Raw genomic sequence first — 22,833 nt, 5'->3', positions numbered from 1 at the left:
ACGGTGAGGCACGGCAGCGAGAGCCACGAGGCGCGCAAGGCGCTCTTCCAGATCGGGATCCGGCGCGGCACGCTGACCGTCGCCGAGATCGACCGCGCGCTGCCGCCCGGGAGCCTCTCGCCGGCGGAGCGGTGGCTGCTATTCTACAGCCTGCGCGCGGCCGGGGTGGAGATCCGCGACGCGCAGGGCGAGCAGGTGGACGCGCTCCCCGGCGAGCCCCCGCCGCCCTGATCCCCATCGGCGTTTGACACGACCTTTCCGCTGGTTAGCTTGCCTGCCGGAGGTCGTGACATGGCAGACGAACGCCGCGACGCCTCCGCGCCGGGCGCGGAGGGTCAGGTGAAGGTGGTGGATCGACGCCGGTTCCGGCAGGACGGGGAGCCCATCGCCCCGCCCGGCGCCGGCGCACCGCAGGACGAGGAGGGCGGGCCGGCCCTGGGCGCGGCCGCCGAGGCGCGCCTGGCCGAGCAGGCCGCGCGCATCGACGAGCTGACCCGCGCGTACGCCGCGCTGGTCGAGGACAACAAGGCCTTCCGGCAGCGCCTGGAGCGCGAGCGGACCCGGGTCGTGGACGCCGAGCGGGCCGGCGTGGCGCAGACGCTGCTCGAGGCGACGGACGACCTGGAGCGCGCCCTCGCGGCCGCGTCCGCGCCGGGGGAGCCCACCGACGAACGGCTGGGCCACCTGATCGAGGGCGTGCGTCTTTCACTCAGCGTGCTGCACCAGCGCATCGGCGCGCTCGGGGCCGAGCGGATCGCCACCCTCGGCCAGCCGTTCGACCCGCACGTGGCGGAGGCGGTGGACACCGTCGCGGTCGGAGATCCGTCGCAGGACGGCGTGGTGGTGCAGGAGATCCACGCCGGATACCGCGTCGGCGACCGCGTGCTCCGCCCCGCCAGGGTCCGCGTGGGGAAGGTGGCGCGCGCGTGATGCCGCGCCCCACGCCGCGCCGGCCGGCCCGCGGCGCGGGGAATAGAATCCGGGCCCGAGCGTCCTTGGAACGTGACTGAACGTCTCTACATGACCAACCCCAGGAGAGGGGCCATGCGCCTCATCACCCGAATCGTCACCGTCTCTCTCGCAGCCGCCGCGATCTTCGCGTGCACGCGGGACGGCAGCGCGGCGACCGCGTCCGCCGCGCCCGCGGCGGCGCCGTCCCAGCAGCTGTTCCGCGACGCCGCGGCCGCCGCGCCCGGCCCCGAGGCCGCGGTCCCGGTGCAGACCTCGCTCGCGCCGCTCATCGACAAGCTCCGCCCGGCGGTGGTGAACATCTCCACCACCACCGTCACCAAGCACCCGCGCGTGCAGCGCGGCCCGCGCGCCCAGAACCCGCACGGCGGCACGCCGGACGAGGGCTTCGAGGACTTCTTCGAGCGCTACTTCGGCCGGCCCGCGCCGGAGATGCCCGAGGAGTTCAAGGGCTCGTCGCTCGGCTCCGGGTTCCTGCTCAACACCGAGGGCTTCATCCTCACCAACAACCACGTGGTGAAGGACGCCACCGACATCCGCGTGCGGCTCTCGGACGACCGCGAGTTCGGCGCGAAGATCGTCGGCCGCGATCCGCTCACCGACGTGGCGCTCATCCAGCTGGTGAACCCCCCGAAGAACCTGCCGACGGTGGTGCTGGGCGACTCCGACGCGCTCCGCCAGGGCGACTTCGTGCTCGCGCTGGGCAGCCCGTTCGGCCTGCGCGACACCGCCACGCTCGGCATCGTGTCGGCGAAGCACCGCCCCGGCATCAACCCCGGCGGCACCTACGACGACTTCATCCAGACCGACGCCGCCATCAACCCCGGCAACTCGGGCGGCCCGCTGTTCAACCTCCGCGGCGAGGTGGTCGGCATCAACACCGCCATCGTGTCGCCGCAGATCGGCCAGGGCATCGGCTTCGCGGTGCCCATCAACATGGCGAAGGCGCTGCTGCCGCAGCTCAAGGAGAAGGGCAAGGTCACGCGCGGCTTCCTGGGCGTGTCGGTGTCCGACCTGTCGCCGGATCTGATCCAGGGCTTCGGCCTGCAGCCCGGCACCAAGGGCGCGCTGGTCCAGAACGTGGTCCCGCGCTCGCCGGCCGACAAGGCGGGGCTGCAGCCCGGCGACGTGGTGGTGGCGCTGAACGACAAGACGGTCGAGACGGCCGGCGCGCTCACCCGCGGCGTCGCCCTGGTCTCCCCCGGCCAGACCGCGAACCTGACCGTGCTGCGCGGCGGCCAGAAGAAGCAGTTCGCGGTGAAGGTGGTGCAGCGCCCGGAGGACGGCGAGGCGGTCGGCCGCGGCGAGCAGGGCGGCGGCGAGGAGGGCGGCGGGCAGGGCGCCCGCGATCAGTCGCCGAAGCTCGGCGTCTCCATCGCCCCCATCACCCCGGACCTCGCGCGCCAGTTCGGCGTCGAGCCTGGCGAGGGCGTGGTGGTGGTGGACGTCACCGAGGGCGGCCCGGCCGACCGGGCCGGCATCCGCCGCGGCGACGTGATCCTCGAGGCCAACCGCCAGAAGGTGGCGAAGCCGGAGGACATGAGGTCCGCGGTGGCGAAGCTGAAGGAGGGCGACATGGCGCTCCTCCGCGTCCGCCGCGGCGACGCCGCCGTGTTCATCGCGGTGCCGGTGGGCGGCGGCAAGTAGCCCGCCTCGCCGCGACCGCTCCCGCGCCGCCCTCCGCACCCGGGGGGCGGCGCGGCCGTCTCCGGCTCAGAACACCTTGGAGGCGATGGGCGCGCCGGTGCGGGCGTCCAGCACGCGCACGGCGAGGAAGCGCGCGGCGACGCCCTCGTAGCTGCCGGCCTCGCCCTTCCGCTTCAGCTTCCAGGGCTTCTCGGGCCGGAACACGATCTCGAGCTCGATCGCGCCGGTGCGGAACGGGCTCTCGAACTCCATCTCCATCGTCCCGTCCGGCAGCGTGCCCTGGATCGGCAGGAGCCCGACGAGCGGGTGGCCCTGCGCGTCCTGGCGCAGCGGCGCGCCGTGCGTGAGCGCGACGCCGCCGCCGTCCACGAACGGCGTGAGCAGCAAGAGGAACCGGCCGTCGCCGCGCACCTCGGGCTTCACCAGCGGCGCGGCGTCCTGCACCCGCACCGCGAACGTCTTCCCGTCCGCGCTGCGGCGGGTCGCGGCGACGTTCGCCTCGCAGGTGCGCCGCTCGTAGACGTCCACGCAGTGGCCCACGTAGCGGACCAGGAACGGCTCGAGCGCGTCGAGCCGCTCGGCGCCGCGGGCGACCGCGTCGAAGTCCGCGGCGCGGGCAGGGGCAGGCGCGAGCGCGGCGGCCGCGATGGCGAGGGTGACGGAGCTCAGGAGTGCACGCATGTCGATGGTCTCGGTGGAGGAGAGGGGGCGGGCCCGGCGGCTCGCCGCGGGGCCGCGAGTGTACCGTGGCGCGGGTACCCCGAAGGATCCCCGGTGATCCCGCGCAGGTGGGACCCGAGGCGGGGCAGGTGAGCGAGGGTGATCTTTTTGACTACATCGCCCCACCATCATAGGCTCTGGTCCGTTCCGAGGAGGACGGGATGCTCTGGAGCCGGCGAGAGGCGCGGAAGGTGGTGGCGGCGGCGGGACCGGATCGGCGCGCGGCGCCTCGGCTCGACAAGGTCTTCCGCGTGTACCTGGAGGGCGACACCGGCTGCGGCCTGGGGATCGCCCGGAACATCTCCGAGGGCGGCATGTTCGTGGAGACCCGCTCGCCCCAGCCCATCGGCTCGCAGGTGCGGATCACGTTCCCGTCCGAGAACGGGGACATGATCGCGGTGGCCGAGGTGCGGTACGTCTGCCACCTGCTCGGGCGCGGCGCGACCGCGGGGGGCCCGCTCACCATGCGCGGCATGGGCATGCGGTTCCTGTACTTCGAGCTGGACGAGGCCGTGCCGTCCCTCCTGCAGTGAGGTCCCCGGGGTGCGCGTCCGCGCGCCCCTCCGGTTCACCGTCCGTCGCCGGCGGCGCCTTGCCGCCCCCCGGTCGCCGTGTTACCCGGACCGGGATGCTCGCCATCGAGACGCACGGGCTCACCCGGCTGTTCGACGGGAAGCCTGCGGTCCAGGATCTCTCGCTCGCCGTCCCGGCCGGCGCCTTCTACGGCTTCCTCGGGCCGAACGGCGCGGGGAAGAGCACCACCATCAAGATGCTGACCGGCCTGCTCGCGCCCACCTCCGGGCGGGCCGCCGTGCTGGGGACGGACCTCGCGCGGGACCCGCTCGCGGTGAAGCGGCAGGTGGGGGTGGTGCCGGACGGGCTCGGGCTGTTCGAGCGGCTCACCGGCGCCGAGCAGCTCCGCATCCACGGGCAGCTCTACGGCCTGCCGCGGGCCGAGGCGGCGCGGCGCGCCGACGAGCTGCTCGGGGCGCTGGAGCTCGCGGATCAGGCCGGGAAGCTGGTGGGCGAGTACAGCCACGGCATGAAGAAGAAGCTCGCGCTGGGCTGCGCGCTCATCCACGGCCCGCGCCTGCTGTTCCTGGACGAGCCGTTCGAGGGCATCGACGCGGTGGCGGTCTCGGGGATCCGTGGGCTGCTGCAGGACCTGGTGGCGCGCGGCGCCATGACGATCTTCCTCACCAGCCACGTGCTCGAGGTGGTGGAGCGGCTGGTCACGCACGTCGGGATCGTGCGCGAGGGGCGGCTCGCGGCGCAGGGGACGCTGGAGGAGGTGCGCGGCGCGGCGGAGACGCTCGAGCAGGTCTTCATCCGCACCGTCGGCGAGGAGCGGCCGCGCCCCGGGCTCTCCTGGCTGGGCGAGGGCGGCGCCGCGTGAGCGCGGGCGGACCGCTGCGCGCGCTGGCCGAGCTCCGGCTGCGGGTGCTCTGGCGGCGGCTGCGCGGCGGCTCGGGCGTGCCGGAGCTGGTGGCGCGCATCGCCACCTTCGCGTTCGCGATCCCGGCCGGCCTGGTCTTCGCCGGCCTCACCGGCGCGGGTGCGTACCAGGCGGCGCGCGCGGGCCCGGGCCTGCGCTCGTCGATCCCGGTGGCGGCGCTCTACTTCGGCGTGTGGCAGACCTGGATGGCGGTGTCGCTCTCGGTCTCGGACCGCTCCCAGCTCGACCTGCGCCGGTTCCTCGTCTACCCGCTGCCGCCGGCCCGGGTCTACGGCTACGGCCTGGCCGCGTCGGTGCTGGGCGACCCGTTCACCTGGTTCTGGTGCCTGCTGCTGCTGGGCGCCTTCGCGGGCGCCGCGCTGGCGCGGCCGGGCGCGTGGCTGGCGCTGCTCGCGCTGGTGAGCCTCGGCTTCGTGGCGGCCACCGCCGCCATGGCGGCGCTGGTGCAGGAGCTCCTGGGGCGGCTGCTGCGCGGGCGGCGGGTGCGCGAGCTCGGCATCGCGGCCATCTACCTCGGCCTGGCCTTCCTGCTCCTCTCCTCGGGCGGCGGCCCGCGGCCGGGCGTGTTCCAGGCGATCCGGACGCTGGCCCGGTTCCGCTGGCTGGCCTACCCGGCGGCGCTGGCGAGCGAGGCGGGGGCGGCGCTGTTCACCGGCCGCAGCGCGGCGGCGCTCCCCTGGATCGCGGCGCTGCTCGCCGCCGGCGCGCTCTCGGGCTGGGCGGCCTACCGGCTCGCGCTCGCCGACGCGCGGTCGGGCGGGGAGGGCGCCGGCGGCGCGGCGCGCGCGGCCGGCGGCGGGTGGCGGCTGCCGGGCCGGCTCGCGCCGCTCCTCGAGAAGGAGCTGAAGTACCTGGCGCGCCATCCGCTCGTCACCGTCCTCGCGCTCATCGTCCCGGCGCTGTCGGCGTTCTTCGGCTGGAAGGTGGCGCCGCACCTGCCGGCGGAGGCGGGGGAGGTGGTGAGGCTCCTGCCGCTGGTGGGGCTCGCGATGTACACGCACCTCGCGACCGAGGTGTTCTGGCTGAACGCCTTCGGCGGCGACCGCGGCGGCGCGCGGGCGTGGTTCCTCGCCCCGGTGCGCCTCGAGGACGCGCTCGCCGCCAAGAACGCCGCCGTCTACGCGCTGGCGCTCGCGCTCTTCGCCGCGAGCGCGGCGGCCCTGACCGCCGCCGCGGGGGCGCCCCCGGCCTGGGCGGTCGCCGCGGCGGTGGCGCTCCACGCCGGGGCCGCGCCCTGGTTCCTCGCCGCCGGCAACGTGGTCTCGGTGCTGGTGCCGCGGGCGGCCTCGACCTCGATCCAGCGCGGCGGCCGCCTGTCGCCGCTCACCGCGCTCGCCGGCATGGCGCTGGTCTCGGCGGTGAGCGCGGTGTTCGCGCTCCCGGTGCTGGCGGCGCTGCGCCTGGAGTGGCCCTGGCTGGTGGCGGCGTCCTGGGCCGCGCTGGGCGCGCTGGGCCTCTGGCTGTACCGCCTGGCGCTGCCGCGCACCGCGCGCCTGCTCTCGGCGCGGCGCGAGGCGCTGCTCGCGGCGGTGGCGGGTGACGACGAGTGAGGGAGGGGCCGCCGGACGCGCCGGAGGTCCGCTCGTGGTGAGCCCGTCGAACCACGAGCGGACGGGCGGGTCGCCTACTGCGAGAACCCTTCCAGCAGGTAGTGCGCCTCGATGCGCTTCAGCGCGAGCACCATGGCGGCGGTGCGCACGTCCACCTGCTGGCCGACGCAGTACGGCCGCGAGTCGTAGAGCGGCGTGCGCTGCGGGCGGTTCAGCGAGATGTCGCGGATGATGGCGTAGTTCTTCTTGATGGCCTGCTCGAGGCGAGCGTTCACCTCGGCCTCGGACCAGTGCTCGAGGCGCTGGTTCTGCAGCCACTCGTAGTACGAGACCGTCACGCCGCCGGCGTTGCAGATGATGTCCGGGATGACCTCGATCTTGCGCGCGGCGAGCACGCGGTCGCCCTCGCGCGTGGTCGGGCCGTTCGCGGCCTCGGCCACCAGGCGCACCTTGAGCCGCTCCGCCACCGGGCCGTCGATCTCCTCGCCGAGCGCGGCCGGGATGCAGATGTCGGCCTCCACGCCCCAGAAGTCGTCCTTGGAGATGGCGGTGCCGCCGGTGAACCCGGCCACCGTCTTCTTCAGGTTCTTCGGGTTCTGGTGGACGTGCTGCGCGAGCGCGTGGACGTCGAGGCCGGCGTCGGCGTGGATGGTGCCGAACGCGTCGTTCACCGCGACGATCTTGGCGCCCATGGCGGCGAGGATCTCGGCCGCGTTCGAGCCCACGTTGCCGAAGCCCTGCACGATGACGCGCGCGCCCTTCAGGTCGAACTTGTGCTCGCGCGCCCACTCCTCGATGCAGTAGACGACGCCCTGGCCGGTGGCGCGGACGCGCCCCTCCGAGCCGCCGATGCGCACGTCCTTGCCGGTGACCACGCCGCGCAGGCGGTGGTGCTCGCGCTCACCGTCGGTGAACTGGCGCATCATCATCGCCATGATCTCCCCGTTGGTGTTCACGTCCGGCGCGGGGATGTCGATGTACGGGCCGATGAGCCCCTTCATCTTGTAGATGAAGCGCAGCGTGAGGTGCTCGATCTCCTCCTTCGAGTAGTTGAAGGGGTCGATCTTGATGCCGCCCTTGGCGCCGCCGAACGGGATCTCGGCGATGGCCGTCTTCCACGTCATGTCGGCGGCGAGCGTCTTGAACAGGTCGAGCGAGACGTCCTTGTGGTAGCGGATGCCGCCCTTGTACGGCCCGCGCACCTGGTTGTGCTGGATCCGGTACGCCTTGAACTTCTTCGGCCCGCCCTTCTCGATCCGGAAGAAGCCCTTGCCCGGGATGTTCATCACGCCCGAGCGCATGGTGATGTCCGCCTTGAGCAGCGCGCGGCGGTGCAGGACGTAGTTGCCGTTCGCGAGCGGCTCGAACGCGTCGGCGGCCTTCACGTCGGAGGCGGGCAGGTCGCGGAACTTCGCCTGCTCGTCGGGGGACAGCGGCACCAGCCGGTCCCTCGTCTCGACGGTGACGTAGAAGATGTGCTCGAAGTCCGGCTCCTCCAGCTCCATGCGGACGCGCGGGTCCATCTTGATGAGGTCCGCGGCCCGGTGAAACGTCTCCATCGCCTCGTCGTAGAAGCTCGTCTTCCCGTTGCGACCGGCCATGTCGGTGATTGCCTCGCGTAATGAGGGAGTTCCGAAGGCGGGCGAATGGTAGCCTTCGATCCCTCGTTAATCAATGTTCCGTCTTGTCCGAAAACGCCAGTCCTTACGGTAGGATGTCGTCAAGCGTCGGCCCCCCTGCCAGCTCTGCTCACCCCCGGCGGAGGGTATTTCGGCGGGCGGAATCTAGCAGCCGGCCGCGCCGGTTCCTGCGCCCCAAGTGAAGGGCGCCCATGCCGCAGCGCGGCGCAATCCTCGGCACCCGGTGCGGAGGCGCGCGTGCCCGGCGCCGGACGGCGTGGAGGAGCGCGCGTTCGTGGCGGGCCGGCTGCCGGCCGAGCTCTGGGAGCCGACCGCGGCGGAGTGGCGCCGGCACCGCGGGCGGCCTCACGCGGCGGGGTCACGCGCCCGCGGCGGCAGGTGATAGCCGCGCTCGCCCCACGGGCGGAGCCGCTCGATCCACGCCGCCTCGAGCCGCCGCAGGGCGTCCCGGCGCCAGACGAGCCCGTCCTCGTCCTCCTCGAGGACCTGCAGCACCTCGAGGGCGAACGCGTCGGGCCCGAGCGCCGCCACGTCGGCGCGCAGCCGCGCGTTCGGGTGCGTGCCGCTCGCCAGCGTCAGCCGCCGCCCGTTCAGCGTCCGCAGGTTGAGCGTGCTCTCGACGAGGATGCGCCCGTCGCGCACGTTGCGGATCTGGTAGACGGCCGCGACCGGCCTCTCCTCGCGCGCCTGCCGCTTCAGCTCCTTGCGGTCCATGCCCCGTCCTCTCCCTGCGCCGGTCGCTCCAGGCGCTCGGCCTCCTCCGCCAGCGCGAGCAGGTGCGCCCGCACGTCCCGCGGCCACGCCCGCACCAGCGTCCGGAGGCGCTGGCCGTCGCGCGCGTACAGCGCGCGCGAGGCCTCCTCGGCGCCGGGCAGGTCGCCCGCGATCGCCCACATGAACCGGTCGGCGGCCTCGCGGACCCGGCGCGCGCGGGCCCGGTCCGGCTCGCGCCGGCGCGCCTCGTCCACGAGCCGCCGCAGCGCCGCCGAGATCCCGCCCGGCTGCCGCTCGAGCCACTCCCAGTGGCGCGGCAGGAGCGAGATCTCGCGGCTCACCACGCCCAGCCTGGGCCGGCCCGGGCCCGCGCGGCGCGGCGGCTCGGCGCGGGCCAGCACCTCGGCCACGGTGCCGCGCAGGTCGAAGTCCACCTGCTTGCCGCTCGCATCGTGGAACACGAGCGCCGGCGCCCCGCCGGCGTCGTGGTGCGCCTTCAGCGCGGGCAGCACCTCGCGCAGCGCGCCCGACGCGATCCGCCGCGCGCCCGCGAACGCCGTGTAGCGATCCTCGTCCGCCATCGCCTCGCTCCGCCTGCCGGGAATTCCACCCGGGTGAAATCCGGCGCAGGCTTACCGCGGGGAGGGCGGGGCGGTCAATAACGCCCGGGTGAAATCATCGCGCCACCGAAGGAGCGGTCCGGGGTACCCAAATAGCGGTGCCGCTCATGGGGCGGATCGCGCAAGTGCTCGATTCCACGTGGCGTGCACCCTGGCAGGCGCCTTGCTCTCGTGGCGGACGCCGCGCGGCCCCTGCAGCGCGCCAACCTCGAACGCGCCTCCGAGAGGATCCATGCACCCACGTCGCCTCGCGCTCCTCGCCGCCCTCTGCCTCGCGCCGGCCGCCCTCGCGGCCGCGACGGCCTCCGCCAAGCCCGGCGGCAAGCCCGCCGCGAAGCCCGGCGCCGCTCCCCCGGCCGCGGCCGCCGCGCTCTCCACCCGCTCGCAGGCCTGCCTCGACTGCCACGCCGACGCGAACGCCGGCATCGTCGAGCAGTGGCACGAGAGCGCCCACGCGAAGAAGGGCGTCGGGTGCCTCGAGTGCCACCAGGCCTCGAAGGGCGACGCCGACGCGTTCGAGCACAACGGCGAGCTGGTCGCGACCATCGTCACGCCGCGCGACTGCGCCCGCTGCCACGCCACCGAGAGCGCCGAGTTCGGCAAGAGCCACCACGCCAAGGCCGGCAACATCCTCGCCTCGCTCGACAACCAGATCGCCGAGACCATCGAGGGCGCGCGCGAGCCGTTCGCGCCGTTCGCGCCGTCCGCCGCCGGGAAGGCCGGCGGGAAGGCCGGCGGGCCCGCCGGCCCGGTGAACGGGCTCGCCAGCGCGCAGGCGGGCTGCCAGCAGTGCCACGGCAACAAGACCGCGCTGAAGGCGAGGACCGGCGCGCCCATCACGGTGGACGACCTGAAGCCCGGGCCCGACGGCAAGCCCACCCGGCCCGAGGTGCTGGCGCGGGTCCTGCGCGACGCGGAGGGCAAGCCGGTGTTCGTGGAGGGCACCTGGCCCAACACCGGCATCGGCCGGCTCAACCTCGACGGCTCGCTCGGCTCCTGCGCCGCCTGCCACAGCCGCCACGACTTCTCCGCGCGGCGCGCGCGCCAGCCGGAGGCCTGCGGCACCTGCCACCTCGGCCCCGACCACCCGCAGAAGGAGATCTACGAGTCGTCCAAGCACGGCGTCGCCTACCGCGACGCGCGCGAGCGCATGAACCTGGACGGCAAGAGCTGGGTGCTCGGCAAGGACTACGCGGCCGCGCCGACCTGCGCCACCTGCCACATGTCCGCGAACGTGAACGGCGGCAAGGTCACGCACGATCCCGGCGAGCGCATCTCCTGGACGAACCGCCCGCCGGTCTCGCTCCCCATGGACACCGACGTGGACCACCGGGTGGTCACCGCGTCCGACCCGGCCCGCCGGAAGGCGGCGGTGGTGGACACCGCCGCGCAGAAGCGCGACCGCATGAAGACCGCGTGCAACGTGTGCCACGCGACCTCCACGGTGGACGCGGCCTACCGGCAGTACGACGACCTCGTCGCGCTCTACAACGAGAAGTTCGCGAAGCCCGGCCAGGCGCTCATGGACGCGCTGTACGCGCAGGGGATCCTGACCCGCACGCCGTTCGACGAGAAGATCGAGTGGGAGTGGTTCGAGCTGCACCACCACGAGGGCCGCCGCGCCCGCCACGGCGCCGCGATGATGTCCCCGGACTACGCGCACTGGCACGGCATGTACGAGGTCGCGAAGCGCTTCTACGAGGGCGTGGTGCCGGAGGCGCGCGAGGCCATCGCGCACGCCGAGGCGGCCGGCCGCAAGACGCAGGCGCGGGCCGCCACCGCGGTGCTCGACGGGATCCTCGCCCGCCCCGAGCACGCCTGGTACCTGCAGGAGAAGGCGTCGCGGGTGCAGGCTGCCCCGTAGGCGCGACCGCGCCCCGTCCTGGCTGCCGGGGGCGCCCGCACGGGCGCCTCCGGCGCGCTAGGGTGATCGCTGCGTGCGCAGGCTCCTCACCGTCCTCGGGACGCTCCGCGGCAGGCTGGTGCTGCTGGTCTGCTTCGCGACGCTGCCCGCGATGCTGTTCACGTTCTACGCGGCGAGCGCGGAGCGGACCGCGGTGGTGCGGCGCATCGAGCAGGAGGCGCTGCTGCTCGCGCAGCTCGCCTCGCGCGAGCACGGCCACCAGCTCGAGGGCGCGCGCACGCTGCTGCGCCGCCTGGCCGGGCTGCTCCGGGCCGCGCCGGAGGCCGGCGACGCGGCCCGCTGCCCGGAGCTGCTCCCGGCGCTCCTCGCCGGGTACCCGCAGTTCACCACCATCGGGATCCTCTCGCCGGACGGCCGGCTCCGCTGCAGCGCCCGGCCCGCGCCGCCCGGGGTGAGCTTCGCCGGGAACGCGGCGCTCGAGCGCGCGCTCGGGTCCTCCGACGTCGAGGTGGGCGAGTACGCGGTCGGCCCGGTGGTGGGGCGCCCGGTGCTCCACCTCGCCTACGCGGTGCGCGGCGCCGGCGGCGCGCCCGCCGAGGTGCTGTTCGTCGGGCTCGATCTCCAGTGGCTCGACCAGCTCGCGCGCCAGGCCGAGCTGCCGGCCGGCTACGCGCTCGTGCTCGCCGACCGGAACGGCACCGCGCTCGGCCGCTCCGGCGACGACGCCTGGCCGGCCCGGGCGGCGCGCGATCCCGCGCTGGCCCGGGCGGTGGACGCGCCGGGCCAGGGCACCGTGGCGGAGGCGTCCGGCACCGACCGGCGCTTCCTGGTGGCGGCCCCGGTGGCGGCGGTGCCGGGCGTCTCGGTGGTGGCGAGCCTGCCCTACACGCGGGTCGCGGCGCAGGCGAACCGCGCGTTCTACCGGACGGTGGCGGGGCTGGCGCTGCTCACGCTGTTCACCATCGGCTGCGTGCTGCTCGCGGCCGAGGTGTCGGTGCTGCGCGTGCTCCGGCACCTCGCGCGCACCGCGCGGCGCTTCGGGGAGGGCGACCTCGCGGCGCGCGCCGAGACGCCGTCGGCGCACGGGGAGCTCGCGGAGCTGACGCGGGCGTTCAACGCCATGGCGGACGCGCTCGCGGCGCGCCAGCGCGAGGCGGCCGAGGTCCAGGGCCGGCTCCGCGCCATGTCGCACCGGCTGGCGGCGGCGCGGGAGGCGGAGGCGGCGGCCATCGCGCGGGACCTGCACGACGAGCTGGGGCAGGTGCTCACCAGCGTGAAGGTGGACCTCGCCGCGCTGCAGCGGGCGGGCGCCGGGGGCGAGGACCCGGAGGCGCGGCGCGCGCGCTTCGCCGAGCTCGCGCAGCGGCTCGACGAGGCGGTGGCGTTCGTGCGGCGGGTTTCCTCCGACCTCCGGCCGCCGGTCCTCGACCGGCTCGGCCTCCCCGCCGCGCTCGAGGGGCTGGTGCGGGACCTCGAGCAGCGGACCCGGCTGGCGGTGATGCTGGACGTGGACCCGTCGGTCGAGCCGGTCGAGTGGCTCCCGGCGGTCACGCTGTTCCGGATCGTGCGCGAGGCGCTCACCAACGTGGTGCGCCACGCCGGCGCGACCGAGGTCTCGATCGACCTGCGCGGCACCCCGGCCGCCCTGGTCCTCACCGTGCGCGACGACGGCAAGGGCATCGGCCCCTGGGCGGCGGACGACCGGCGCTCGCTGGGCATCCAGGGCATGCAGGAGCGCGCGCTGCTGGTGGACGGCACCTTCGAGATCGCCGGGACGCCGGGCGGCGGCACGACCATCGTGGTAACGATCCCTCGGACGAGGACGGGCGGGCCCGATGCTGCGCATCCTGCTGGCTGACGATCACGCGATGTTCCGGTCCGGGCTGCGGCGCATCCTCGAGGCCGAGTTCCCGGGCGCGTCGGTGGGCGAGGCGGCCACCATCGCCGAGCTGCAGGAGCGGCTCGGGGCGCAGGCGTGGGACGTGCTGCTGCTCGACATCTCCATGGCCGGGCAGAACAGCCTGAACGCGCTCCCGCCGCTGAAGGAGCGGCACCCGCGCCTGCCGGTGGTGGTGCTGAGCATGTACGGCGACCGCCAGTTCGTGATCCAGGCGCTCCGCGCCGGCGCGTCCGCATACCTGACCAAGGAGCGCGCGCCCGAGGAGCTGATCCGGGCCATCCGCAGCGTGCTGGCCGGCCGGCGCTACGTCGGCGACGAGCTGGCCGAGCAGCTCGCCGACCACCTGGCCGGCGGCGGCACCGGGAGCCCGCACGAGCGGCTCTCGCCGCGCGAGCTGGAGATCTTCCTGCAGCTCGCCGCGGCGCGGTCGGTGTCGGAGATCGCCGAGCGGCTCGAGCTCAGCGTGAAGACCGTCAGCACCTACCGCAGCCGCATCCTCGAGAAGATGGCCCTGCGCTCGAACGCCGAGCTGATGCAGTACGCCGTGCGCCACGGGCTGGTCGGGTAGGGCGGCGCGGCCCGCCCGGGCGTCGGACGGACGCCGACACCCGGGGCGACCGACGTCCTACGCGCGCGTCGGACGCCGGCCGATGCACGCGGCGCCGCGCCGTCGGCATGCTGTGGGGCATGGAGACGGCCGTCCGCCCCGAGCCCGCGCTGCACCCGCTGCGGGAGCACCTCGCCGCCGGGCTGAAGGGGCTTCACCCCGCGTACTTCGCGCTGGTGATGGCCACCGGCATCGTGTCGATCGTCTCCGACCTCCTCGGCCTGCGCGAGGCGGCGACGTTCCTGTTCTGGCTGAACGTGCCGGCGTACGGGGTGCTCTGGGCGCTCTTCGCGGCGCGCGCGCTCGTGTTCCCGCGCGCCCTGGCCGCGGACCTCGCCAGCCACCAGCGCGGCCCCGGCTTCTTCACCGCGGTCGCGGCCACCTGCGTGCTCGGGCTGCAGCTCCTGCTGCTGCGCGGCGACGCGGCGGCGGCGCTCGCGCTGTGGTGGGTGGGGATGCTGCTCTGGTGCGCCTGCACCTACGCGGTGTTCGTGGTGCTCGCGGTGCGGGATCCCAAGCCGACGCTGGGCGAGGGCATCAACGGCGGCTGGCTCGTCGCGGTGGTGGCGACGCAGTCGGTGGTGGTGCTCGGGACCCGGACGCTCGTCCCGCGCTTCCCCGGCAGCGAGGCGGTGCTGTTCTTCCTCGCGTCGCTCTGGCTGTGCGGCGGGATGCTCTACGTCTGGATGATCTCGCTCATCTTCTACCGCTACATGTTCTTCCGCTTCTCGCCGTCCGACCTGATGCCGCCCTACTGGATCAACATGGGCGCGGTCGCGATCTCGGTGGTGGCGGGGACCTCGCTCGCCGCGGCGGCGCCCGGGTCCGCGTTCCTGGGCGCGCTCCTCCCGTTCGTGAAGGGGCTGACGCTCATGTTCTGGGCGACCGCCACCTGGTGGATCCCGATGCTGGTCCTGCTCGGGATCTGGCGCCACGGCGGCCCGTCCCGTATCCGGATCGCGTACGACCCGCTGTACTGGGGCCTGGTGTTCCCGCTGGGCATGTACGCGCTGTGCACCTACCGGCTGGGGGAGCTGTTCGCGATGCCGGTCCTGCCCTGGGTGGCGCGCGCCTTCGCGACGGTGGCGCTGGCCGCGTGGCTGCTCACGGCGCTCGGCCTGACCGGCCGCATCCTCCAGCTCGTCGTCCTGGCCGTGCGATCGCTCCACGCGGAGCGGGGCGCGGCCGGCCCGCAACCCGGCAGTCTCGAGCGAATGGCGAGGAGATCATGAACCGACCCGGCGTCCTCACGTCCCCTGGCAGCATCCCGCTCCGGCCGCGGCGGCGCGATCCGTCCGGCGCCGCGGCCGCCCGCGCGCGCGTCGAGGCGCGCCAGCGGCTCGGGAAGGTCCTGGTGGTGGCGGGCTGGATCGTCGCGCTCGCCGGCGTCGCCGTCTACTGCGTGAGCAGCTTCGCCGCCGGCGCCGACGCCGACCTCGCCGCGATCCTGATCGACGGCGCCATCCCCGCCGCGCGGGCCGGCCTGGCGGTGGTGGGCGTCGGCACACTCACCTGGGTGGTCGGCTCGATCCTCCACCTGAACGCCTCCCTCGACGCCGCGGATGCGGAGCGGGACGGGCCGCTCGAGGGCTGAGCGGGGCCGCGGCGTTGCGCCGCGCCGTTCCGGCTGGCGGCACGTCGGCGGCCGGATCATGTAGAAGGACGCCGCGCCCGGCCGCCGTCCCGACCGCGGGGCGCCACTGCATGCTCCACGCCGACGCCGACCCCCCTGGGCGCCGCGCCTCGACCGGCCAGCACCTGCTCCGCGCCTCGGTGGCGCTCGGCTGCGCGCTCGCGCTCGCCGCGCCGGCGGTGGCCGCCGACGGCGCCCCCTCCGGCCGCGCGCCGGCCCGCGAGCGCGTGATCGTCGGCGGCGACCAGAGCTACCCGCCCTACGAGTTCCTCGACCAGCAGGGCCGGCCGGCGGGCTTCAACGTGGATCTCACCCGGGCCGTGGCCCGCACGGTGGGGCTGGAGGTCGAGTTCCGGCTCGGCCGCTGGGCCGACATGCGGCGCGCCCTCGAGTCCGGCGAGATCGACGCGCTGCAGGGCATGTCGTTCTCCGAGGAGCGCGCCAGGGAGGTGGACTTCACCCCGCCCAGCCTGATCGTCCACCACGCCATCTTCGCGCGGAAGGGCGACCGGCCGGTCCGCTCGCTCGCGGACCTCGCCGGCAAGGAGGTGCTGGTCCTGCGCAGCGGCATCATGCACGACACCCTCCGGCGCGAGCACCCGGAGGTGAAGGTCGTCCCCGCCGACACCCACGCCGACGTCCTGCGCCAGCTCGCGGCGGGCAGGCACGACTACGCCGTGATGGCGAAGCTGCCGGGGCTGTACCTCATCCGCGAGATGGGCCTCTCCAAGCTGACGGCGATGGACCAGCCGGCGGCGGTCGAGCGCTACGGCTTCGCGGTGCGCCGCGGGAACGAGGCGCTCGCCGCCCGGCTCGCCGAGGGGCTGGCGATCGTGCGCAACACCGGCGAGTACCAGGCCATGTCCGAGGCCTGGCTGGGCGTGCTCGAGCCGCGCGGGCCCAGCGTGCAGCAGATGCTGCGCTGGGGCGCGTTCGTGGTGATCCCGCTGGTGCTCCTGCTCGCGACCATGGCGGCCTGGTCCCGCACGCTGCACCGCCAGGTCGCCGTCCGGACCGCGGACCTCACCCGCGAGATCGCGGAGCGCAAGCAGAAGGAGGAGGAGCTGCGCGCGAACCAGCAGCAGCTCCTCCAGGCCGACAAGATGGCGGCGCTCGGCGTGCTGGTGTCGGGCGTGGCCCACGAGATCAACAACCCGAACGGCCTGATCCTGCTCGACCTCCAGGTGCTCGACGACGTGCTGCGCGACGCCACGCCCATCCTCGACGCGCACGCCCGCGAGCAGGGGGACTACACGCTGGGCAGCCTGCGCTGGTCGCGGCTGCGCGAGGCCCTGCCCGGGATGGTCTCGGATGCGCTCGGCGCGTCACGAAGGGTGAAACGGATCGTGGAGGACCTGAAGGACTTCGCCCGGCAGGGGCCGCCGGAGCTCCGCGACGGCGTGTCGATCGACGAGGTGGTGGGGGCCACGGCGCGGCTCGTGGAGGCGCTCGTCAAGAAGAGCACCGACCGCTTCGAGGTGCAGCTCGCGCCCGGGCTGCCCGCGATCCGGGGGAGCCCGCAGCGCCTGGAGCAGGTGCTGGTGAACCTCCTCGTCAACGCCTGCCAGGCGCTCCCGGACCGGTCGCGCGGCATCCGCCTGCGCACGTACGTGGACGCCGCGAAGGGCGCGGTCTGCGTCGAGGTGCGGGACGAGGGCGTCGGGATCGAACCGGAGCACCTGGCCCGGCTCACCGACCCGTTCTTCACCACCAAGCGCGACACCGGCGGCACCGGGCTCGGGCTGGCCGTCTCCGCGGGCATCGTGAAGGAGCACGGCGGCACGCTCGAGTTCGAGTCGGCGCCGGGGCAGGGCACCACCGTGCGCATGCTGCTGCCCGTCCCCCGGAGGGAGGCCGCGTGACCGGGCTCGCGTATCCGCCGTTCGCCGTGCTGCTCGTGGACGACGAGCCGGGCTGGCTCCGGACCATGTCGCTCAGCCTGGAGCGCTCGCTCGGCGTCACGAACCTGCTCACCTGCGAGGACCCGCGCGAGGTGATGGGCGTGCTGGAGCGGCACGAGGTGGGGCTGGTGCTGCTCGACCTCACCATGCCGCACCTGCCCGGCGAGGAGCTCCTCCGCCGGATCGTGGAGGCGCACCCGGACGTCTCGGTGATCGTGGTGAGCGGGCTGAACCAGCTCGAGACGGCCGTGCGCTGCATGCAGGCGGGCGCCTTCGACTACTTCGTGAAGACCAGCGAGGAGGACCGGATCGTCAAGGGGGTCGGGCGGGCCATCCGCATGCAGGAGCTGCAGCGCGAGAACCGCGAGATCCGCCGGCGCTTCCTCGACGACGCGCTCGAGCACCCCGAGGCGTTCGACCGGATCGTCACCGCCGACGCGCGGATGCACGCGGTCTTCCGCTACGTGGAGGCGGTGAGCCGGAGCCGCCAGCCGGTGCTGGTCACCGGCGAGAGCGGCACCGGCAAGGAGCTGATCGCGCGCGCGGTGCACCAGGTGTCCGGCCGCGCCGGCGAGCTCGTGCCGGTGAACGTGGCCGGGCTGGACGACACCGTGTTCGCGGACACGCTGTTCGGCCACGTGCGCGGCGCGTTCACCGGCGCCGCCGAGGCGCGGGCCGGCATGGTGGAGCGCGCCGGGGAGGGCACGCTGTTCCTCGACGAGATCGGCGACCTGAGCCCGGCGTCGCAGGTGAAGCTGCTCCGGCTGCTGCAGGAGGGGGAGTACTACCCGCTCGGCTCGGACCGGCCGCGCTGGATGCGGGCCCGGGTGGTGGTGGCGACGCACCACGACCTGGCGGCGCGGCAGGCCGCGGGCACGTTCCGCGCCGACCTGTACTACCGGCTCCGCGCCCACCACGTGCACCTGCCGCCGCTCCGGGAGCGGCGGGGCGACATCCCGCTGCTGCTCGAGCACTTCCTCGCCGAGGCGGCGCGCGAGCTCGGCAAGAAGAAGCCCACCCCGCCGAAGCAGCTCGCGGCGCTGCTCGCGAGCTACGCGTTCCCCGGCAACGTGCGCGAGCTGCGCGCCATGGCGTTCGACGCGGTGGGCGCGCACCAGGGCCGGGTGCTGTCGATGGAGGCGTTCCGCCGCGCCATCGGCGAGGCCGAGGTGGCGCACGAGGGCGACCGGCGCGGCGAGGCGCCCGCCAGCCCGTTCGCGGCGCTGGAGCGCATCCCCACGCTGGACGAGGCCGACGAGCTCCTGGTGCAGGAGGCGCTCCGGCGCGCCGACGGCAACCAGTCGCTCGCCGCGCGCTTGCTCGGGATCACGCCGTCGGCGCTCTCGAAGCGCCTGAAGGCGCGGCGCGAGGCCGAGGGCCAGCGCGAAGGGTAGGGAGCTTCCTCAACTCGTTGAGTTTGGTCACGGCGGGTCAAGCCCGCCGGATTCCTGGGCTTGCGCGCGCGCCGGCGTCCGGCGCGTTTCCTTTGCTCAACCCCCTTCGCCGTGCGCGCCCCTGCCGCACCGTGAGTCCAACCGGGCGCGGCGGCTCGCGATCCGCGGCGCCGCCGGCGCTGGCACCGCGGTTGCCATCCAGACGCTCCGAGAGCCGCCCGGAGGCGGCGAGGAGACGGCATGACGACGAGGACGAGGCTGGAGCACGACTTCCTGGGCGAGCGCGAGATCCCGGACGATCGCTACTACGGGGTCCAGACGCTGCGCGCGCTCGAGAACTTCCCCATCACCGGCGTGGCCATCTCCAGCGTGCCGGAGCTGGTGCGCGCGCTGGCGCAGGTGAAGAAGGCGGCCGCGCAGGCGAACGGCGAGCTGGGCGTCGTCCCGGCCGAGGTGGCGCGGGCGATCTGCGCGGCCTGCGACGAGATCGTCGCGGGCGAGCTGCACGACCAGTTCCCGGTGGACGTGATCCAGGGCGGCGCCGGCACCTCCACCAACATGAACGCGAACGAGGTGATCGCGAACCGCGCGCTCGAGCTCCTCGGCAAGCGCAAGGGCGAGTACCAGTTCGTCCACCCGAACAACCACGTCAACTGCTCGCAGTCCACCAACGACGCCTACCCGACGGCGTTCCGCATCGCGCTCCACGCCAAGCTCGGCCAGCTCGTCGCCGAGCTGCGGCGGCTGCAGCAGGCGTTCGCCGCCAAGGGCCGCGAGTTCGCCGACGTGCTGAAGATGGGCCGCACGCAGCTCCAGGACGCGGTCCCCATGTCGCTGGGCCAGGAGTTCGAGGCCTACGCGACCACGCTCGGCGAGGACGTGCAGCGGCTGGAGGAGGCGCGGGCCCTGGTGCTCGAGGTCAACATGGGCGCCACCGCCATCGGCACCGGCATCAACGCGCCCGCGGGCTACACCGAGCTCGTCACGCGCCGCCTCCGCGAGATCGTGGGCACCCCGCTCGTCTCGTCGGAGAACCTCATCGAGGCCACCTGGGACACCGGCGCCTACGTGCAGATCGCCGGCGTGCTGAAGCGGGTCGCGGTGAAGACCTCCAAGATCTGCAACGACCTCCGCCTGCTCTCCTCCGGTCCCCGCACCGGCCTGGGCGAGATCAACCTGCCGCCGCTCCAGCCCGGCTCCTCGATCATGCCGGGCAAGGTGAACCCGGTGATGCCGGAGGTGGTGAACCAGATCTGCTACTACGCCATCGGCGCGGACCTCACCGTCACGCTCGCGGCCGAGAACGGGCAGCTCGAGCTGAACGTGATGGAGCCGGTCATCGGCTACGGCCTGTTCACCGCGATCTCGTACATGGTGAACGGCTTCCGCGTCCTGCGCGAGAAGTGCGTGGACGGGATCACCGCGAACCGCGAGCGCTGCCGCGAGCTGGTGGTGAACAGCATCGGGATCGTCACCGCGCTCAACCCCATCATCGGCTACGAGGCCTCGGCCGCGGTCGCCCGCGAGGCGCTGGTCACCGGCCGCTCGGTGGCCGAGCTGGTGCTGGAGAAGCAGCTCGTGTCGAAGGAGCTGCTCGACGAGGTGCTCTCCACCGAGAACCTGCTCCGCCCGCGCTACATCAACCCGAACCTGCCCGCAGCCGCGTCGCGCCGGCAGCAGGTCGCGTAGGCGGAGGCCGCCATGATCTGGCTTCAGCTGGTGGTGGTCCTCGCCGCGATCTTCGTCGGCGCCCGGCTGGGCGGCATCGGCCTGGGCGTGATGGGCGGCCTGGGCCTGGGCGTCCTCACCTTCGTGTTCCACCTGCAGCCCACCTCGCCGCCGATCGACGTGCTGCTCATGATCGCGGCGGTGGTCACCGCCGCCGGCGTGCTGCAGGCGGCGGGTGGGCTCGACTACCTGGTCTCGGTGGCGGAGCGCATCCTCCGCAGCAACCCGGACCGGATCACGTTCCTCGGGCCGCTCGTCACCTACGTCTTCACGCTGTTCGCCGGCACCGGCCACGTCGCCTACTCGGTGCTCCCGGTGATCTCCGAGGTGGCGCGCGAGACCGGCGTCCGGCCGGAGCGCCCCATGTCCATCTCGGTGATCGCCTCGCAGCAGGCCATCACCGCCAGCCCCATCTCCGCCGCCACCGTGGCGCTGCTGGGCATGCTCTCCACCGGCGCGGCCGGCGCCGCCTTCCACATCGAGCTCATCGACATCCTGAAGGTGTGCATCCCGTCCACGCTGCTCGGGGTGCTGGCGGCGGCCTTCGTCGCGAACCGCATGGGCAAGGACCTGGACCGGGATCCCGAGTACCAGGACCGCGTGGCGCGCGGGCTCGCCGCGCCCACCGGGCGCCAGGCGCTCGCGGGGGCCGACGGCGGCGCGCCGGTGCGCGTCGAGGCGCCGGTCACCGCGAAGATCGCGGTGGGGATCTTCCTCGCGGCGGCCCTCGCCGTGGTGCTGTTCGGCTCGTTCCCCGGGATGCGCCCGCAGTGGACCACCGCGAGCGGCGTCGCCAAGCTCGGCATGCCGCACACCATCGAGATGGTGATGCTCTCGGCGGCGGCGCTGATGCTGATGATCTGCCGGGTGGACGTCTCGAAGGTCGCGTCCGGCAGCGTGTTCGGGGCCGGCGTGCAGGCGGTGATCGCCATCTTCGGCATCGCGTGGATGGGCGACACCTTCTTCGCCGGCAACATGGAGGTGCTCGGCGGCAGCATCAAGGGCATGGTCACCGCCGCGCCCTGGCTGTTCGCGGCCGCGCTGTTCGCGCTCTCCGTGCTGCTCTACAGCCAGGCCGCCACCGTGCGCGCGCTCATGCCGCTCGGCATCGGCCTGGGGATCCCCGCGCCGGCGCTCATGGCGATGTTCCCCGCGGTGAACGGGTACTTCTTCATCCCCAACTACCCGACCATCGTCGCGGCGATCAACTTCGACCGCACCGGGACGACGCGCATCGGCAGGTGGGTGCTGAACCACAGCTTCATGGTCCCGGGCCTGATCTCGACCGTGGTCGCGATCGCCACCGGGCTCGTCATCGTCCGCTTCATGTACTGACCCGCACCCCGCACCGACATCAGAGAGAGAGAGGAAGCCATGAGACCGCTCGTCTCGGCAGCGCTCTTCGCCTGCCTCGTCGCCGCCCGCCCCGCCGTCGCGGAGCCGCCCGCCATCACCATCTACGGCAAGATGGACGTCGGCTACGCCCACGTGCAGGGCGCGAACGGCGCCGTCCCGCACCAGACCCCCACCGACCTGGTCGAGTCCGGCCAGCTCTCGGGCAGCCGGCTCGGTTTCAAGGCCACCGAGGACCTGGGCAACGGCGTCACCGCCCTGTTCCTGGTGGAGACCGGCGTCAGCCTCGACACCGGCACGTCCACCAGCGCGCAGTTCTGGGGCCGCCAGGCCTACGCCGGCCTGTCCGGCGCCTGGGGCAAGGTCACCGTGGGCCGCCACCAGACCCCCGGCTACTACGTGCAGTGCGACGTCGATCCGTTCGAGATCGGCACCGTCGGCAACATCGAGAACCTGCTCAAGCGGCAGTCGCGCACCGACAACTCCGTCCAGTACGTCACGCCCACCTTCGCCGGCCTGGAGCTGACCGCGCTGTGGGCCCAGAACCGCGCCGGCCCCGAGAGCGAGGGGAACGGCGACGACACCCCCGGCTTCTCCACCGGACTGCGCTGGCGCCACGGCCCGGTGTTCGCCGCGGCCGCGTACTACCAGGACAAGAGCAAGGTCACCGACGTCATCACCCGCATCGGCAACGCCGGCGCGACCTGGGACCTCGGGGTGGTGAAGCTGCACGCCTCCGGCGGCTTCTACCGGCTGAGCGACGACACCGTGCAGCAGACCAGCGCGCTCGCCGGCCTGACGGTGCCCGTGCCGGTGCTCGGCGGCAGCGTCCGCGCGTCCTACTCGCAGATGTGGGAGGACGCCGCCGACGACGCCGGCGCCTCGAAGTGCGCGCTCGGCTACATCCGTCCGCTGGCGAAGAAGACCGACGTGTACCTCGTGTTCGCGCACATCGAGAACGAGCGGAACGGCACCAAGACGTTCGACATCACCGACGCCATCGCGAAGGCGGGCGGGGTGGACGGCGTCTCGGCCGGCCTGCGGTACGCGTTCTAGCGGCGCGAGCGGTCGTCCCCGGTCCGGCAGCACCGCCTGTTCCGCCGAGAGGTGGGGCCTCGGAGCGGGGGAGGGCGCCTG

General features: G+C 73.9%; 20 protein-coding genes. 16 read left to right on the top strand and 4 right to left on the bottom strand.

Features of this window, described 5'->3' with window-relative positions; translation table 11 throughout:
• The first annotated feature begins 3 nt into the window (after positions 1 to 3).
• From PSR1_RS03695 to PSR1_RS03685, 3 genes are all read left to right on the top strand, one after another.
• On the top strand, positions 4 to 231 hold the full coding sequence (locus PSR1_RS03695; RefSeq protein ID WP_059436290.1) for an RNA polymerase sigma factor region1.1 domain-containing protein: 228 nt from the start codon (positions 4 to 6) through the stop codon (positions 229 to 231).
• 60 nt (positions 232 to 291) lie between these two features.
• On the top strand, positions 292 to 930 hold the full coding sequence (locus PSR1_RS03690) for a nucleotide exchange factor GrpE (protein WP_059436289.1): 639 nt from the start codon (positions 292 to 294) through the stop codon (positions 928 to 930).
• Positions 931 to 1,044: 114 nt separating this feature from the next.
• Complete coding sequence (locus tag PSR1_RS03685; protein WP_059436288.1) at positions 1,045 to 2,616, top strand: trypsin-like peptidase domain-containing protein; 1,572 nt, start codon at positions 1,045 to 1,047, stop codon at positions 2,614 to 2,616.
• 66 nt (positions 2,617 to 2,682) lie between these two features.
• On the opposite strand, the gene PSR1_RS03680 is transcribed toward PSR1_RS03685, so the two are convergent.
• Positions 2,683 to 3,297: a DUF6066 family protein gene (locus tag PSR1_RS03680; RefSeq protein ID WP_059436287.1), complete on the bottom strand. Its 615-nt coding sequence runs from the start codon at positions 3,295 to 3,297 to the stop codon at positions 2,683 to 2,685.
• A gap of 200 nt (positions 3,298 to 3,497) precedes the next feature.
• On the opposite strand from PSR1_RS03680, the gene PSR1_RS03675 reads away from it, so the two are divergent.
• The 3 genes from PSR1_RS03675 (at position 3,498) to PSR1_RS03665 (ending at position 6,342) form a co-directional block, all read left to right on the top strand.
• A complete protein-coding gene (locus PSR1_RS03675; RefSeq protein WP_059436286.1) occupies positions 3,498 to 3,869 on the top strand; it encodes a PilZ domain-containing protein in 372 nt (123 codons plus the stop codon).
• 95 nt (positions 3,870 to 3,964) lie between these two features.
• Complete coding sequence (locus PSR1_RS03670) at positions 3,965 to 4,732, top strand: ABC transporter ATP-binding protein (protein WP_059436285.1); 768 nt, start codon at positions 3,965 to 3,967, stop codon at positions 4,730 to 4,732.
• Positions 4,729 to 6,342 (top strand): hypothetical protein, encoded by a 1,614-nt coding sequence (locus PSR1_RS03665; RefSeq protein WP_059436284.1) that lies wholly within the window; start codon positions 4,729 to 4,731, stop codon positions 6,340 to 6,342. The genes PSR1_RS03670 and PSR1_RS03665 overlap by 4 nt, the downstream gene beginning before the upstream one ends.
• A gap of 74 nt (positions 6,343 to 6,416) precedes the next feature.
• Here the strand turns inward: PSR1_RS03665 and PSR1_RS03660 are convergent, their stop codons facing one another.
• The 3 genes from PSR1_RS03660 to PSR1_RS03650 form a co-directional block, all read right to left on the bottom strand.
• Positions 6,417 to 7,943, bottom strand: coding sequence for a Glu/Leu/Phe/Val dehydrogenase (locus PSR1_RS03660; RefSeq protein ID WP_059436283.1), 1,527 nt, complete (start codon positions 7,941 to 7,943; stop codon positions 6,417 to 6,419).
• Between the two features lie 384 nt (positions 7,944 to 8,327).
• Entirely contained in the window at positions 8,328 to 8,696 is a 369-nt protein-coding gene (locus PSR1_RS03655) for a GIY-YIG nuclease family protein (RefSeq protein ID WP_059436282.1), read from the bottom strand.
• Positions 8,678 to 9,277 (bottom strand): DUF2239 family protein, encoded by a 600-nt coding sequence (locus PSR1_RS03650; RefSeq protein WP_059436281.1) that lies wholly within the window; start codon positions 9,275 to 9,277, stop codon positions 8,678 to 8,680. Before PSR1_RS03650 ends, PSR1_RS03655 begins: the two co-directional genes overlap by 19 nt.
• A gap of 271 nt (positions 9,278 to 9,548) precedes the next feature.
• On the opposite strand from PSR1_RS03650, the gene PSR1_RS03645 reads away from it, so the two are divergent.
• From PSR1_RS03645 to PSR1_RS03600, 10 genes are all read left to right on the top strand, one after another.
• Positions 9,549 to 11,180, top strand: coding sequence for a multiheme c-type cytochrome (locus PSR1_RS03645; protein ID WP_059436280.1), 1,632 nt, complete (start codon positions 9,549 to 9,551; stop codon positions 11,178 to 11,180).
• Positions 11,181 to 11,253: 73 nt separating this feature from the next.
• On the top strand, positions 11,254 to 13,038 hold the full coding sequence (locus PSR1_RS03640) for a histidine kinase (protein ID WP_059436279.1): 1,785 nt from the start codon (positions 11,254 to 11,256) through the stop codon (positions 13,036 to 13,038).
• On the top strand, positions 13,016 to 13,648 hold the full coding sequence (locus PSR1_RS03635) for a response regulator transcription factor (protein WP_059436278.1): 633 nt from the start codon (positions 13,016 to 13,018) through the stop codon (positions 13,646 to 13,648). Before PSR1_RS03640 ends, PSR1_RS03635 begins: the two co-directional genes overlap by 23 nt.
• 119 nt (positions 13,649 to 13,767) lie before the next feature.
• Positions 13,768 to 14,919 carry a tellurite resistance/C4-dicarboxylate transporter family protein gene (locus PSR1_RS03630; protein WP_237757807.1) on the top strand — a complete coding sequence of 384 codons (1,152 nt, stop codon included), beginning with the start codon at positions 13,768 to 13,770 and terminating at the stop codon, positions 14,917 to 14,919.
• Positions 14,916 to 15,281 carry a hypothetical protein gene (locus PSR1_RS03625; RefSeq protein ID WP_059436276.1) on the top strand — a complete coding sequence of 122 codons (366 nt, stop codon included), beginning with the start codon at positions 14,916 to 14,918 and terminating at the stop codon, positions 15,279 to 15,281. The genes PSR1_RS03630 and PSR1_RS03625 overlap by 4 nt, the downstream gene beginning before the upstream one ends.
• 110 nt (positions 15,282 to 15,391) lie before the next feature.
• On the top strand, positions 15,392 to 17,182 hold the full coding sequence (locus tag PSR1_RS03620) for a transporter substrate-binding domain-containing protein (protein ID WP_059436275.1): 1,791 nt from the start codon (positions 15,392 to 15,394) through the stop codon (positions 17,180 to 17,182).
• Positions 17,179 to 18,615 carry a sigma-54 dependent transcriptional regulator gene (locus PSR1_RS03615; RefSeq protein ID WP_059436274.1) on the top strand — a complete coding sequence of 479 codons (1,437 nt, stop codon included), beginning with the start codon at positions 17,179 to 17,181 and terminating at the stop codon, positions 18,613 to 18,615. The genes PSR1_RS03620 and PSR1_RS03615 overlap by 4 nt, the downstream gene beginning before the upstream one ends.
• Before the next feature lie 240 nt (positions 18,616 to 18,855).
• Positions 18,856 to 20,304: an aspartate ammonia-lyase gene (gene aspA, locus PSR1_RS03610; RefSeq protein ID WP_059436273.1), complete on the top strand. Its 1,449-nt coding sequence runs from the start codon at positions 18,856 to 18,858 to the stop codon at positions 20,302 to 20,304.
• A 12-nt stretch (positions 20,305 to 20,316) separates the two neighbouring features.
• Positions 20,317 to 21,678, top strand: coding sequence for an anaerobic C4-dicarboxylate transporter family protein (locus PSR1_RS03605; protein ID WP_059436272.1), 1,362 nt, complete (start codon positions 20,317 to 20,319; stop codon positions 21,676 to 21,678).
• Positions 21,679 to 21,717: 39 nt separating this feature from the next.
• Complete coding sequence (locus PSR1_RS03600; protein WP_059436271.1) at positions 21,718 to 22,752, top strand: porin; 1,035 nt, start codon at positions 21,718 to 21,720, stop codon at positions 22,750 to 22,752.
• The last annotated feature ends 81 nt before the right edge of the window (positions 22,753 to 22,833 follow it).

Source organism: Anaeromyxobacter sp. PSR-1, from assembly GCF_000964525.1.
Taxonomy (GTDB): domain Bacteria; phylum Myxococcota; class Myxococcia; order Myxococcales; family Anaeromyxobacteraceae; genus Anaeromyxobacter.
This window is presented reverse-complemented; position numbering and strand designations above follow the sequence as displayed.

Excerpts from the sequence above, each read along its gene's own strand:
- PSR1_RS03645 (WP_059436280.1), top strand. The coding sequence starts at position 9,549 with ATGCACCCACGTCGCCTCGCGCTCCTCGCCGCCCTCTGCCTCGCGCCG.
- PSR1_RS03605 (WP_059436272.1), top strand. The coding sequence starts at position 20,317 with ATGATCTGGCTTCAGCTGGTGGTGGTCCTCGCCGCGATCTTCGTCGGC.
- PSR1_RS03670 (WP_059436285.1), top strand. The coding sequence starts at position 3,965 with ATGCTCGCCATCGAGACGCACGGGCTCACCCGGCTGTTCGACGGGAAG.
- PSR1_RS03680 (WP_059436287.1), bottom strand. The coding sequence starts at position 3,297 with ATGCGTGCACTCCTGAGCTCCGTCACCCTCGCCATCGCGGCCGCCGCG.
- aspA (WP_059436273.1), top strand. The coding sequence starts at position 18,856 with ATGACGACGAGGACGAGGCTGGAGCACGACTTCCTGGGCGAGCGCGAG.
- PSR1_RS03630 (WP_237757807.1), top strand. The coding sequence starts at position 13,768 with ATGGAGACGGCCGTCCGCCCCGAGCCCGCGCTGCACCCGCTGCGGGAG.
- PSR1_RS03635 (WP_059436278.1), top strand. The coding sequence starts at position 13,016 with ATGCTGCGCATCCTGCTGGCTGACGATCACGCGATGTTCCGGTCCGGG.
- PSR1_RS03600 (WP_059436271.1), top strand. The coding sequence starts at position 21,718 with ATGAGACCGCTCGTCTCGGCAGCGCTCTTCGCCTGCCTCGTCGCCGCC.
- PSR1_RS03625 (WP_059436276.1), top strand. The coding sequence starts at position 14,916 with ATGAACCGACCCGGCGTCCTCACGTCCCCTGGCAGCATCCCGCTCCGG.
- PSR1_RS03655 (WP_059436282.1), bottom strand. The coding sequence starts at position 8,696 with ATGGACCGCAAGGAGCTGAAGCGGCAGGCGCGCGAGGAGAGGCCGGTC.
- PSR1_RS03620 (WP_059436275.1), top strand. The coding sequence starts at position 15,392 with ATGCTCCACGCCGACGCCGACCCCCCTGGGCGCCGCGCCTCGACCGGC.
- PSR1_RS03675 (WP_059436286.1), top strand. The coding sequence starts at position 3,498 with ATGCTCTGGAGCCGGCGAGAGGCGCGGAAGGTGGTGGCGGCGGCGGGA.
- PSR1_RS03685 (WP_059436288.1), top strand. The coding sequence starts at position 1,045 with ATGCGCCTCATCACCCGAATCGTCACCGTCTCTCTCGCAGCCGCCGCG.
- PSR1_RS03690 (WP_059436289.1), top strand. The coding sequence starts at position 292 with ATGGCAGACGAACGCCGCGACGCCTCCGCGCCGGGCGCGGAGGGTCAG.
- PSR1_RS03650 (WP_059436281.1), bottom strand. The coding sequence starts at position 9,277 with ATGGCGGACGAGGATCGCTACACGGCGTTCGCGGGCGCGCGGCGGATC.
- PSR1_RS03660 (WP_059436283.1), bottom strand. The coding sequence starts at position 7,943 with ATGGCCGGTCGCAACGGGAAGACGAGCTTCTACGACGAGGCGATGGAG.